Annotated in this window: 7 protein-coding genes and 1 pseudogene; 4 read left to right on the top strand and 4 right to left on the bottom strand. The window is 68.8% G+C overall.

Annotated elements, in window-relative coordinates; genetic code table 11:
* Positions 1 to 4 precede the first annotated feature (4 nt).
* Both IF651_RS14060 and IF651_RS14055 read left to right on the top strand, forming a co-directional pair.
* On the top strand, positions 5 to 5,095 hold the full coding sequence (locus tag IF651_RS14060) for a bifunctional glycosyltransferase/CDP-glycerol:glycerophosphate glycerophosphotransferase (RefSeq protein ID WP_191829768.1): 5,091 nt from the start codon (positions 5 to 7) through the stop codon (positions 5,093 to 5,095).
* Positions 5,088 to 7,688: a bifunctional glycosyltransferase/CDP-glycerol:glycerophosphate glycerophosphotransferase gene (locus IF651_RS14055; protein ID WP_191829767.1), complete on the top strand. Its 2,601-nt coding sequence runs from the start codon at positions 5,088 to 5,090 to the stop codon at positions 7,686 to 7,688. The genes IF651_RS14060 and IF651_RS14055 overlap by 8 nt, the downstream gene beginning before the upstream one ends.
* 128 nt (positions 7,689 to 7,816) lie before the next feature.
* On the opposite strand, the pseudogene IF651_RS14050 reads toward IF651_RS14055, so the two are convergent.
* The 4 genes and pseudogenes from IF651_RS14050 to IF651_RS14035 form a co-directional block, all read right to left on the bottom strand.
* Positions 7,817 to 8,497, bottom strand: a pseudogene (locus IF651_RS14050) (hypothetical protein); the annotation flags it as partial.
* Between the two features lie 18 nt (positions 8,498 to 8,515).
* The gene (locus IF651_RS14045) at positions 8,516 to 9,268 is read right to left on the bottom strand and encodes a glycosyltransferase family 2 protein (RefSeq protein ID WP_191829765.1); all 753 of its coding nucleotides are present in this window, start codon (positions 9,266 to 9,268) and stop codon (positions 8,516 to 8,518) included.
* Positions 9,265 to 9,792 (bottom strand): polysaccharide pyruvyl transferase family protein, encoded by a 528-nt coding sequence (locus IF651_RS14040; protein WP_191829764.1) that lies wholly within the window; start codon positions 9,790 to 9,792, stop codon positions 9,265 to 9,267. The genes IF651_RS14045 and IF651_RS14040 overlap by 4 nt, the downstream gene beginning before the upstream one ends.
* Positions 9,793 to 10,071: 279 nt before the next feature.
* The gene (locus tag IF651_RS14035) at positions 10,072 to 10,608 is read right to left on the bottom strand and encodes a hypothetical protein (RefSeq protein WP_191829763.1); all 537 of its coding nucleotides are present in this window, start codon (positions 10,606 to 10,608) and stop codon (positions 10,072 to 10,074) included.
* A gap of 544 nt (positions 10,609 to 11,152) precedes the next feature.
* On the opposite strand from IF651_RS14035, the gene IF651_RS14030 reads away from it, so the two are divergent.
* Both IF651_RS14030 and IF651_RS14025 read left to right on the top strand, forming a co-directional pair.
* A complete protein-coding gene (locus tag IF651_RS14030) occupies positions 11,153 to 13,087 on the top strand; it encodes a CDP-glycerol glycerophosphotransferase family protein (RefSeq protein ID WP_191829762.1) in 1,935 nt (644 codons plus the stop codon).
* Between the two features lie 70 nt (positions 13,088 to 13,157).
* Positions 13,158 to 13,290 (top strand): NAD(P)-binding domain-containing protein (locus tag IF651_RS14025; protein ID WP_338403986.1); only part of this gene is annotated, 133 nt, incomplete at its 3' end.

The raw sequence follows: 13,290 nt of genomic DNA, 5'->3' as shown, positions 1-13,290 counted from the left end.
CGACATGGCCATCCCCGCAGTGCCTCGGACGCCCGCGCACGGGCAGCCGGACGTTCGTGAACCCGAGTTCCAGGAGCTGACGCCCGCAGAGTTCCTCCTGCTGAACCGGCAGTCGCCCTGGCGCGCGCTCGACGTCGGCTCGCGCATGCGCTCGCGCGCGTACCTGGATCTTCTTGCGCTGGAAGGCACCGACGGCGCTCATCGCTGGGAGCAGCTGCGCGATGCCGTGACGTCCGGCGTCCCGCGGGAGCAGATGCTGCTCTGGGACGTGCCCCGGGTGCTCTGCGCGGCTCTCCTTGCCTGCGTCCTCGAGCCCGATCACCAGAACGTCGAGGCGGCGACCGCGGTCATGGTCGCCGCGCTCGACCGGTCGGAGCTGTGGCACCCGGAAGCGTCGCGGGCGTTGCGGCTCGCCGTGCAGGTCGCGGTGATCGCGCGTGCCGAGGTGCTGTTCGAGGAGCTCGCGGCGCTCCCCACTGCCGAGGAGTCGATCTCGTGGGCGGGCCGCACCGACCTGTTGCGACCGCTCGGCGACGCGGATCGTGCGGGCGAGAGGGACGTGACCGCCGGTGGTGGCGACCGGACCGAGCGGTGGTGGGCGCTGTTCAACAAGCCGTTCACTGATCACGACCTTCCCCCGTTCGTGCTCACGGTCGACGAGATGGAGCCGTCCAGCGAGTTCTTCCCGAGCATCGGCGTCCCCGAGGCCCTGCCGTGCAGCGTGCCGTGCGACGAACAGTCGTTGGTGTCGATCATCGTGCCCACGTACAACCCCGACGCTGGCTTCCGCAGGACGATCGACTCGCTCACACACCAGTCCTGGTCGAACATCGAGGTGCTGATCGTCGACGACTGCTCCACCACGGGCAGGGAGCACCTGAGCGCCGCCGCCGCGTCGGACCCTCGGGTGCGGGTGATCGCGTGCGAGCGCAACGGCGGTGCGTACCGGGCGCGGAATGCGGCGCTCCGGGAGGCGCGCGGCGAGTACGTGACCTTCCAGGACGCGGACGACATCTCCCACACGCAGCGCGTCGAGCTGCAGCTGCTCCCCCTTCTCTCGGACCCGGAGAAGGTGGCTTCCACGTCGAGGAGCCAGCGCGTGCTGAGCACGGGCGCCGTCACGTACCTGGGCTATCTCCCTCACCGGACGAATGAGTCGTCGCTCCTGTTCCGCCGAGCCGCCGTCCTGGACCGGCTCGGCCAGTTCGACGCGGTCCGCAAGGGCGGGGACAGCGAGTTCGCCGAGCGCCTGCGGCGGTGCTTCGGGAAGTCGTCGGTAGTGAAACTTCGCTCGCCGTTGGGTCTCGTCCAGCTCAAGGTCGGGTCGCTCTCTCGCGGCGACTTCCGACCGAACTGGATGTCGGGTGCGCGCCTCGCCTACAGCAAGCAGTTCGGTGCAGTGCACAGCCGCATCCAGGCGGCGGGGTCCGAGGACTGGCGGCTCAGTGCGTCTCGTCCCTCGATCTGCACGGCGCCGCCGGAGATCCGCGGGGAGCAGCCCGCGGCGCGGGTCTCGCACGTGGTGCTCGCGGACTGGAGCTCCACCCTCGAAGGCTCCCGCGACGGCATCCGACGCGTCCGGAAGCTCCTGGCGGGCGTCGAAGGTCCGGTCGGGCTGCTGAACGGGTCCCAGCCGCGGTCCAGCCGCAACCTGCGGACGGTCCAGTCTCGGCGCCGGCTCACCGACGCGGTCGAGCAGGGGGAGCTCCGGTGGTTGAGCTGGCGCGACGCGACCCACGTCGACGACCTCGTCGTCGACAGCCCCGAGTATCTCCTCGCGCTTCCCGCCGAGGCCGAGATCGGGATCAGCGCCGATCGCGTGCACGTCATGCTCGACGAGACGGTTCGGCGCACGGACCGGCCCGTGCTGCCACCGATCGCCTGGTGCGAGGAGCAGGTTCGGACCGCCTTCGGTGCGCGCGTCAGCTGGATGGTCTCGTCTCCGGCTCTGCTGCGGTACCTCGAGGGGCAGGGGGTCGACGTCGCGCTCGTCCAGGATCCGCCGGTCGAGCGGAGCACGCTTCCCGATCGTCCGGTGGTCGGCGTCGTCCTGCCCCGGCACGTCGACGGTGCGGAGTGGGACGTCGAGGTGCTCCGGTCCGTGTTCGCGGGGTCGCGTGCCGCAGAAGTGCTGTTCTACGACGAGGGCAGACGCCTGAGAGGGACGCGCGCCGACGCCGCAGGAATTACGGTGGTGCCGAGCGATCAGCTCGACCGGGCGGGATTCCTCCAGAAGGTCGACGTCCTCGTGCCTGACATGCTCGGACAGCGGCTCCATGCCGCTGAGTCCTGGCTGTGGCTCGCGCGAGAGCATGACGTGGTGCCGCTGCTGCCGGACGGCCTCGAGACGGTGCAGCAGGTCCCCGTCCTGCGCTACTCGGAGTTCGGCGCGGGCGAGCTGGTCTCGGCCCTCGCAGCCGACCCCGATCTCGCCCGACGTCTGCCGGGATCGGGGTCGACGGGGGAGCGCGCCGGGCGCCGGGCGCCGGGACCGGCGTCCAGGACGAGCAGGGCATCGGGCCGCACGACCCGGATCCGCTACGTGGTCGTCGGCGAGGACGGCACGGTGGCGCATCTACGGTCCCGCCTCTCGATCAGCCAGATCGAGCGGAACCCGGACCTCCGTACCGTGCGGGACCTCTCGTTCGGGACGCTCACGGCCGCCGGAGTCTTCGCCGGCCTCGAGCCGAACGACCGGGTCTGCGTCGTCGACGCCGGTTTCGAGCTCGAGCCGGGCGCGTTGGCGAGCCTCGATCCCGGCACGACCGAGGACCTGCACGTCTTCACCGACGCGTCGGCGAGCCCCGCGCTCAACCGAAACGTCGTGCGCGGAGGCCTGGCGCCCATCACCGAGAACGCCTTCTTGTGGGTCGGCAGCACCCCGATGCTCGTCCGCGCCGACGTCCTCTGGGCCGCTACGCGCAGGTTCCCTGCCGCACGCAACCGTGGTTTCGTGTTCGCCGCCACGCTCGCGATCAGCGGCGGGTTCGGCGTGCTCGGCGAGGTCCGCTCCTACGGTGTGACCGAGGATGGCGCAACTCAGTCGGCCGAGGTGCTGACCCGGTCCTGGTACCTCGACTTCGCGCGGGACTGGGCGGACCTGCTGGAGGCGACCGCCGGGCGGGGCGCCGTCCACGTCTATCTTCAGCGGCTGTTCCTCCACTTGCTCTCCGTCAGGCTCCGGCTCAACACCGGAGGTACGCCGAAGCGGATCTTCTCGCCCGTCGACCTCGCGGTCTACGAGCAGGACCTCTCTCGCGCGCTGCGGCACACGACGGACGAGCTGATCTGGTCTCCTCGCCGTCCCACCCGGATTCCGTCTCCGATCGTCCGCATGCACCTGCTGAGACTCAAGCACGGTGCGTCTTTCGAGCCGAGCCTCGGCCACGACGAGCGGGGGCCCTACGCCTCCTTCCGCACCCTGGAGCTGGAGCGTCCCGACGAGGTCGTCGTCGCCGTCGACTCGATGGTCGCTCGCGACGGCACGTTGACGGTCAGGGGGCGCGTCCCGCTCGTCTTCAGCCACCCCGCGTACCGGCTCGAGCTGCACGTGGGTGAGCGCCCGATCCCGGTCGCCGACCAGGGGCGCTACGCAGACACCTCGCTGCACGGGACCGCGCTCCACCGCGCCTTCACCTTCACGGCGTCGGTCCCGTTCGCCGACGCCACGCAGCGGCTGGAGCTCCGCTACGCGTCGTCGGACACCCGGACTGCCCCCCTTCCTCTCCGCTTTGCGCGGCCGGGCGCCAAGCTCAGCGACGAGCCGGGCGCCTATTGGGCCGTCCCCGGGCTCGGGATCCTGACGGCGGGGCCGCGAGGCATCGACATTGCCCCCTACTCGGAGCCCGCCCGTGCGGCCGCCGAGCAGTGTCTGCAGCGCACGCTGGAGGAGACCGGCGACCCGGTCCGGATCTCCGCGGCGCGGCTGCGCGCCGAGTACTTCCGGAGTCGTTCGCAGTATGACGGGCGCAGGATCTGGATGTACGCGGACCGCATCGTCAAGGGCGGTGACAACGGCGAGTACGCCTATCGCCACGCGCAAGCGCGGGCGCAGGTCGACGGGGTCGAGGCGCACTACGTCCTCCAGCCGGGCACGCCTCTCGCGGCGCAGTTCGAGGCCGACGGCGTGAACTACCTCGCCTTCGGGACGGACAGCCAGAAGCTGCACTACCTCAACGCGTCGATCGTCTTCGCCACGCGTATCGGGGCCAGCAACACTTTCGGCTTCCAGCTCGACCAGAAGTACTTCCGCGACCTCTTCGACGCGCGTGTCGTCTACATCAATCACGGTCTCGTCGTCGACAATCTCGACAACCTGCTGAACATCGGGTTCACGAACTTCGACCGGATCTGCGTCGTTTCCGAGCACGAGCGCCAGAACCTCGTCCAGGCGAGCTACGGCTACCGCCCCGACGAGGTCGAGGTCACGGGCTTCGCCCGGTACGACGGACTTCGCTCCAGGACCGAACGCACCGTCCTCCTGGCGCCGACCTGGCGGACCTACCTGCACAGCCCGCAGCGGGGCGTGGAACAGACCCTGAGCCATCGCGCCTTCCGGCAGACGGACTACTTCCAGGTGTTCAACTCGCTCATCAACAGCCCGCGGCTGCACGTGGCGCTGGAGAAGCACGGGTACCGCCTGCTGTTCCTCCTGCACCCGAACACCGGTACGCAACTGACGGACTTCGTGTCGAAGAGCGACCGGGTCGAGGTCCGGGCCGCGACCGAGGACGTCAGCTACGAGCAGCTCCTCACGGCGTCCGACCTCATGATCACCGACTACTCGGGCGTGCAGTTCGATTTCGCCCAGATGCGCAAGCCGGTGTTGTACTACCAGCCCGACTCGATCCCGCCGCACTACCAGGCAGCGTCGTTCGATTACGAGACGGATGCCTTCGGCGAGGTCGCCAAGCGGGAGTCGGAACTGCTCGACCTAGTGGAACGCTACCTGGACCAGGAATGTGCGCTGGGACCGGAGTTCGCGGAGCGGATCGAGAAGTTCTTCGCCTACTTCGACCACGAGAACTCGAAGAGGATCTACGAGGTCGGGCTGGGACTCGAGGGCCTGGAGACGGGGGAGGTCCGAGATGACTGACGTCGACACGACCAGCGTGAATCTCTCGCAGAGCGTGTGGGACGAGCTGTCGCCCCACACGAGCCTCGTCATCGCGTGCTACCGCGTGGGCGCCTACCTTCCCGCCTTCCTGAAGTCGCTCGACGAGCAGACCGCGGCGCACGACGGGTACGAGCTGATCTTCGTCGTCGACGGCTGCCCCGAGGACTCGGAGGACGTCGTACGCGCGTGGATGCCGACCACGGACTACGCGGTCCGGATCGTCACGAAGCCGAACGGGGGCGTGGCCTCCGCCAGGAACACGGGGCTCGCGTGGGCGCGCGGCGCCTGGGTGTCGCACCCTGACCCCGACGACCGCCTGGACCCGCAGTACTTCCTCGAGGTCGAGCGGGCCCGTGAGCAGTTCCCGGACGAGACCATGTTCGCGGCTCGTGCGGTCCTCACCTCGCCCGACGGCTCCACCATCGGGCACACGCTGGACGCGAGGTATGTCGACGCCGTCAACTCGCTGGTCGACCTGCACCGTGAGCCTCGCAAGATTCACACTCTCGGCGGCGTCGTCTTCTTCCGCCACGACGTGATCAAGCACAACCGGCTCCGGTTCGACCCGAGGATCCTGCAGTCCTCCGACACCGACATGATCGGTCACTTCCTCCTCTGCAACGGGGCGCGCTACGTCCTCGTCCCGCATGCGGAGTACTACTACCTCCGCCGGGCCGACGCATCGTCGATCGTGTCGAAGCACAGTGGCAACATGTCCCGCTACGCATCGCTGTTCGGGGTCTCGCACCACGGCATGCTCGACCGGGCCGGCGAGGAGTGCCCACCGTGGTTGGCGAACCTCCTGCTGTACTTCGTCTTCATGCTGTTCCGTCGTAACCGACGCGTCAACACTCCTGTCGACCTCGCCTCCGAGGACCAGCTTGCGCTCATCCGCGCACGCCTGGTCGAGAACCTGCGCCAGATCGGCGCGGCCAACATCCAAGGCTTCGACCTCTTCGCCGTCCCGCTGGAGATCCGGTTCGCCTGGCTATCCGCCGTCGAGGACGTCTCGCGGTCGCCGGTAGAGCTCGTGCGGTGGCACCCCGAGAGGTCCGCGTGGCGTGCGGTCGTCTACGGGAGCAACTTTGCGTTCCCGGAGCTGCGCGTCGTGGAGGGAACTGCGGAGATTCTCGAGAGCAGGTGCCGTGGTATCGAGTTCCTCGGCACGACATGGCTGTATCAGCAGGTGCTGCTCGTGCGGATGAGCCGGGGCGACAGTGTCCGTGTCGAGTCGACGAAGCAGGGGTTCGCGCTCGAGTTCGATGGCGCACTGCTGAAGTCCAGTGCCCTCGACGAGCGCGCTGGGAGATTGCCGGCCATCGACGTCAAACCCGCAGCGCGGGCCGTGGCGCAGACGCCGGATCGGTCGCCGATGCAGGAGCTGCCCGGAACAGGTCTGGTCCCACGGCTGCGGCGACTGGTGCGGCGCATCACTGCCTCCGAGGCGCGGCCTGCGCCGTCGCCCGAGTCGGTTCCGCAGGCCGTACAGGCTGTTCACAGCGAGACCTGGGTGTTCGTCACCGGTGACGATGCCGAGGCTGCGCCGTCGCAGAGCGAGTTGCTCTACGAGCTCGTGCGGGCGGAGGCACGTGACGTCGAGGCACGGTTCGTCGTGGATGAGGGGTCTGAGGCCGAGAGGCGGCTGCGCCAGGCGAACATCGAGTGGATCGCGGCCGGTTCGCCCGAGCATGTTTCGCTCATGAGCCGTGCGGACCTCTTGGTCACGTCCCGCATGGCCCGGCTCGCACACGTCCCGCTGCCGGGAAGCGGTATCCCGAGACGATGGCGTGTGGCTCTGTTGCCGTCCGGCGAGATCAGCAGGATCTCTCATCGCGACCGCTGGACGTCTCAGGCGGACCTCGTCGTCGTGTCCTCAGCCGTGGAGCTCTTCCGTGCGGGTGGCCCGTACGGGTACCAGACCTACCTCCCGAGCGAGGTTGCGCTGACCGGATTGCCCGCTCACGACCGTCTCGAGGAGCTTCGGGCGCCGGCGCAAGACATCCTCGTCGCGCCCGGCTGGCGAGCCGGCACGCTACGTCCGAGCGACCCGGGATCGGCCGGAAGGTCCGTCGAGGAGTTCCACGAGCTTCCGTTCGTCGGCGCTTGGCGGGAGTTCCTCGGGTCCGCCGAGCTCTCCGCTGTCGCGGCTCGTGGGGGGCGCCGCGTCCGCTTGCTCCTCCCGCCGGGCGTCGGCGCGGAAGTCTTCGGACTCCCGTCCCAGGTGGACCTCGTCCCGCCCGAGGAACGGCTGACTGCGCTGGCTTCAGCCGCTATCCTCGTCACCGACTACACCACCCATGACCTCGACCTCGCGTACCTCGGACGGCCGTCCGTCTACCTTCAGGTTGATCGGGAGGTAGTGCTCGGTGCCCCGGACAGTGCCCGCTCCCGGGCAGCGGCGTACGAGACGTCAGGCTTCGGCCCGGCCGTCACGAGCGTCGAGGCTGCACTGGGCGCAGTCGCGCCGATCCTCGAACACCTCCCGGCGATGTACGCGGAGCGCATCGAACGTGCCTTCACTTATCGGGACGGGAAGGCACGTTCGCGCATCCTCGCCGCGCTACGCGGATAAGCCGGGCGCGTCGAGCGGCCCACTCTCGGCAGCGGGTCCTGAGGCGCCGGAGCATGCTCGCACGGCGGACGCGTGGGGATGACCACGCGGCGCGACCACCGCGGCTCTGAAGTGGGTCGACCGACCGTTCAGAAGGCCGCCTGGCTCTTGCGAGGGATCCTGAGGCTGAGATTGCCCTGGGGTGTGGCGTACCACTTTCCGGAGAACAGCTCGGGGTCTACCTCGGGGTCGAAGAGTCCGGAGCCCTCAATCCGTGCCTGTAGCCGGACCTCGGGACCGCGATGCCCGTCGACAGTTCGAGCGATGGCCAAGTCGATGGCACCGCTGGCCGCGCACAGGGGCTCCAGCGCACCAACGGTCACGATGCCGACCAGCGTGGCTCCTACCTCCGACGGGTCCGCGGCGCCTGTCACGGTGACCGGGAGCACCGATCTCGTGTGGGTGCGGCGGTGGGTGGCGACGATGTCCACCTGGTCGTAGGTGCCACCACCGGGGAGCTCGAGCTGGAGTACCGGTTCACCATCGACGCCCACGCCGACGGATGCGACCGGTGAATCGAAGAGCTGAGGCTCACGCACAGCGGTGCGGTCTGCCACCTCGACGGATCCGGAGCGCACCGCTTGCGAACGGGGGATCCAGCGTGCCGGCAGCGTAGCCTCGAGCTCCGGCGAGATGAACTCGTCGACGAAGGTGCCATGGGCCGTGAGCCAGGCCTGCTTGGTCGTGGTCCTGTACTTCAACCAGCGGCGAGTGCCGTAGATCTTGAGGCACTTGCGCCGGTAGAGGTCCAGGATGACCCGGTCGGCCCGCGCCTGGTCGGGGTCGAGCTAGCGGATGTACCGCGAGACCGTAGCCACGGACCAGGAGTACCCCGCGGGATCGAGTCTCGTACGCGAGATGTTCCCGCCGTCGTCCCGACGCCGTAGGTGGTAGTAGTCCTGATCCGCGAGGATCGAGACCCTCGACGCGCGCAGATACGCCTGGGCCATGACGATGCCGTCCTCGAGACGGACCTTCTCCTCAGGGAAGCGGATGCCATGCGAGTGCAGCAGCGAGACGCGGAACAGCTTCTGCGGCGTCAGCGTCTTGAAGGCGAGCTCCAGGTCGGCGTCCACCTGCGTCTTGCGGTAGATCCGCTCGCCCACCCAGCGGCCATCGAGCCCCACCATCTTGGGCAGCACGACGTCAGAACCATGTCGATCGGCGAATGCGACGAGTCGCCGCATTGCTTCGGGTGCGATGACATCGTCGGCGTCGGCAAAGAACACGTATCGAGCGCGGCTCATGTCGAGTCCTCTGTTGCGAGGAATTCCGGGCCACCCGCTGTTCTCTTGGTGCACCACGCGAAGGTTCGACATGGTGGTGGCCCTGGCGTCCAGCACGGTGGAGCTGCCGTCCGTCGAACCGTCGTCGACGGCGATGACCTCGAAACGCTCGTTGTCGAGCGTCTGCGCCTGCAGCGAGTCGAGGAGCTCGTCGAGGTAGGGGCCAGCGTTGTAGACGGGGATGACGACCGTGACGTCGGGCCGACGGGTCCTCCGGGCGCGCAGACGCTCGAGCTGGGCGCGAAGGACGCTCATGACAGTGCCTTCACGAGGTCGCGCTGGATCCGGCGGAGCCCCGTGGGTGGGACGAACTCTTGCTCGACGAACGACCGCAGGGCCGAAGCGCTCTTCATCGGGAGCTCCTCTGGGCGGAAGGCCCGGTGCCGACCGGGCCTGAAGACGGAGTTGTAGTCCCTGAACTTGTAGTCGCCGCCCATGAGGCGGTCACCGAACTTCAGGTGCACGTTGGGAACCCCGAGACTGTCCGCGACGATCAGGCCGTGAAGGCTCGACGAGAGAAGCACGTCGCACGCACCGACCTCGTGCACGACCTCCTCGGGCGTCCAGGCGACCTCGATCCGCCGCACCCGATGCCCGAGCGTGAGGAGGCGGTCGACGAACGGATCGGATGCGTCGTGGTAATGAGGCAGCACGCCGATCGCCCATCGCTTCTTCGGCGGCCGGGCTTGCAGCAGGTGGGCCAGGAGCCCGGGGTCGCCAAGCGCAGGTTCGTTCGACTCCGTCGAGCGGACGCGGCTCCTGGTGAGCTGGCCGCGCAAGGCCAGCGCGGCAGGACTACCGGCTTGGCGTTGTCGCGCGGAGGGTTGATGAGGCCGCTACCCCAGAACAGCGGAAGCTCGGTGCGTCTGGTGCGCGTGATCTGCTGGATGACGGAGCCGGCGGCGACCAGGTCGCAGTTGTCGGCGTCGGTCCATTCCACACGCCGACCGGTCACTGCCTCGATGATGGGTGCCGAGATCTCGTCGCCAAAGTTGAGACGTCGGGGGTACTTCCACCGCCACCAGTACAGCCGCAGGGGGTCCCTGCGGATGCGCGGGTCAGCCATCGGTCCTCGTCCTCGTCTTCATCCGCGTCGTCGTGCGGGCGACCCGTTCCTGGGCCGCTCTGTACCGCCGTCTTGCGGAGGCGCGAGAGGCGGGGGGGACTCGCCAGTACATGCGCCGGGCGAATGAGGCGCGCGGCGCGGGATCCTGGCCGAACGTGAGTAGGCCTGCAGCGCCGTCGACGATGTGGATCGCCGCGCCGGTGGCGCTGGGACCGATGTCGGTCAGGTCCAAGGGAGCGGATCGCTTTCGCCGGGCGGTGAGAGTGAGCGACGTACCAGCAGCGAGCGCGGGCAGGCGAACCTCGACCCGGCCCTCGCCCAGCGCGACCGTAGGCAGCAGGTGCGGAGCGTCGCGGGGCGCGCGCGTGGACGTGGCGGCCTTGAACTGGAACTCAGGGGCAGCCTGCGCGGGGGAGATCTCGACGACGATGACGCGGCGGCCGTCGAGATCCAAGGCGGCACCGACCGTACGCACGAAGGGACGCTTGGGCCCTTCGGTAGTCACCTCGGGGGTGTGGGTCTCCGTCACTCTCTCCTGCCTCGTCAAGGTTGTGGGCCGCACACGACCAGCCGGACGGCGCTCGTGACCCGCAAGTCTGGCATAGCCGGGGCGTGCCGCGTGCCCGCGGTACCAGCAACTTGTGCCCGCACGGTGCAATAGCGGCAGGGGCGACCCGGCATACACTGTTCGTTGCTGCCTACAGCGTCCGTGGGCCTGCGTTGGGAGATTGGTTCGTGTTGGCTCGTCGTCATGTCCGTTGCGGAGACTTGCATTGCCCTGCGGCCGCGTCGACGTTGCAGCTCGGTCGGGACGCACGGGAGTGGTGAGGCCGGGCGGTACGGCCGGACGAAGGAGAGGGGCGCGAGTGCGTCCTCCGGCGTGGGCACGTAGGTTCACGCGGCGATTCATTCGACGTCGACCCTCCGTCGCGCGTTCGCAGCCCGACGGGCGGGCGAAGAAGTGGGTGGAGCTGGGCCTCGAGGGAGACCTCTTGCGCGTCCGCGGTCGGTATGCGCGCCCCGGTTGGAGGGTCTTCGAGATCTCGGGCTCTCTGCGTCACAGTGAGGGCGAGGTGCGGGTCCGGTCCGACGAGGACCACGACTTCTCGGCCCGCCTGCCGCTGGAGGCGCTGCGCCGCGCGGCCGTCGTCGCCGACGACGTGGTCGACCTGTGGCTGCACCTCGTCCCCGAAGAGACCCGACCGGACGTGGCCGACGACGTGCCTCCCGTTCGACTCGGGGGGTTCGAGCGCACCCTCCGCACCGGAGCACCGCAGGCCGCCCAGGAGTCGAGCGACCGTATTTTCGTGACCCAGAAGGGCAACCTCAGCCTGCTTCTCGGCGGCGCCCCCACCCGCAGATTCGAGGTGCAGGTCGACGAGTTTGCTCTCGATGGTGCCGTCGCGGAGCTCCGGTTCGTCGTCCGGGGCGCTGACCGACGGGCGAACGCGGCGCGGTTCGTCGCGACGTCCCGCGAGAGTGGCGCGCGCCACGAATTTCCTTGCATGCTCCAGGATGATCCGCAGCAGTCAGCACTCACCCAGGGTCGCCTCGTGCAGCACGGGCATGTCGTGGTGCCGTTGAAGGGCCTCGTCGACCGACTGGAGACTCGGGACGAGATCCTGGACCTGTTCGTCGAGGTCGAGGACGCGGACGGCGTCGTGCAGCACAAGCGCGTCCACGGGTCGGGGTGTGGACGCCTGCCGCGGGCCGGGCGCGTGGAGCAGGGCGGGGCGGTCGTCCAGCTGCTGCCGTACGAGACCTTCCGCGGCGCGAACGTGTCCGTGCGCGTCGAGCGGTTGAGCGTGGACTCGTTCTCGTACCTGCAGCGATGGGTGCGTGCGGGGTGGCTGCTGCGGCTCGTGCGTCCGTTCCTCGGCATCTGGCTCATCGGCGAGCAGCCGTACAAGGCGCAGGACAACGGCTACCACCTCTTCCGCTGGCTTCGCGAGCACCAGCCGCACCGGCGCGCGTACTACGTGGTCGACGAGTCCTCGCCAGACCTCGCGCGCCTGGAAGGCCTTGGCAATGTCGTGCTCCGCGGATCGCGCGCGCACGTGCGCGTCGCGCTGCTCGCCTCGCGGCTGGTCGGTACGCACCACGCGGAGTACCTGCTGCCGTCGCGGCACCCCGCTGCGGTGGCGGCCGCCCGTGGGGTCCGCGTCTTCATCCGCCACGGGATCTCAGGGACCAAGAACATGACCGCGAACTACGGGCGGTTCGCTCCGGGATTCCGCACGGACCGGTTTCATGTCAGCTCAGACCGGGAGCGCCGTGTCGCTATCGATGAGTTCGGGTATCGACCGGCCCAGGTGAGGGTGACCGGCCTACCTCGGTTCGACGAGTTGCTCGCCCCGCTGGAGAGTGAGCCAGACGGCCTGCTCGTCATCCCGACGTGGCGCGAGTGGCTGGGCACTCGCGAGAGCTTTCTCACGAGCGAGTACCGGGAGCAGTGGCAGCAGTTCCTCACCCACCCGCGCCTGGCTCGGGCGATGGATGCAGGCCTCCGCGTGACCTTCATCCTCCACCCGAACATGCGCCACTTCGTGGACCTCTTCGACGCGCCCGGCGTCCGGGTGCTGCGGCAGGGCGAAGTCGACGTCCAGTCGCTCCTACGCGAACATGCCGGGCTCGTCACGGACTACTCGTCGGTGGCGTTCGACTTTGCGATCCTGCGGCGTCCGATCGTGTACTTCCAGTTCGACCAGGAGAGATTCTTCGGGCCGCACGGGTCGTTTCTCGACCTCGATGACGACCTCCCCGGCACCATCGTTGCCGATGTCGATCAGCTGGTCGACCAGGTCGACGCGGCCGTAGTCTGCGGGTTCACGATGCCGGCGGAACACTGGGACCGGGCGCAGCGGGCAGTTCGTTATCATGACCGACGCAACTGCGAGCGGGTCGCTCGATCGGTCCAGACCGCCGGGGGCCCCGAGGTCCTCGGGTGGCGGTGGGCGGACCGGTGGGAGTCTGGCCGACAGGGCCCGGGGCGCGCCGGTCGGTCATGAGGCAAATTGCGGTGCGGGTGGTTGCCACCTCTGACGCTCGCCGTGTTCCGTGGATAGCTGGGAGCTGTAGATGTCACTTGACCTTGTCGTGATCGGACTTGGGTATGTTGGGCTGCCCCTCGCGCGCGAGGCTGTGCGTGGTGGTCTTGTCGTGCGCGGGTTCGACGTCACGACGTCGCTCGTCGATGCGCTCAACGAGGGTC

The organism is Cellulosimicrobium arenosum (assembly GCF_014837295.1).
Classification (GTDB): domain Bacteria; phylum Actinomycetota; class Actinomycetes; order Actinomycetales; family Cellulomonadaceae; genus Cellulosimicrobium; species Cellulosimicrobium arenosum.
The sequence above is the reverse complement of the archived record's forward strand: the minus strand, read 5'-3'. Positions and strand labels throughout refer to the sequence as shown.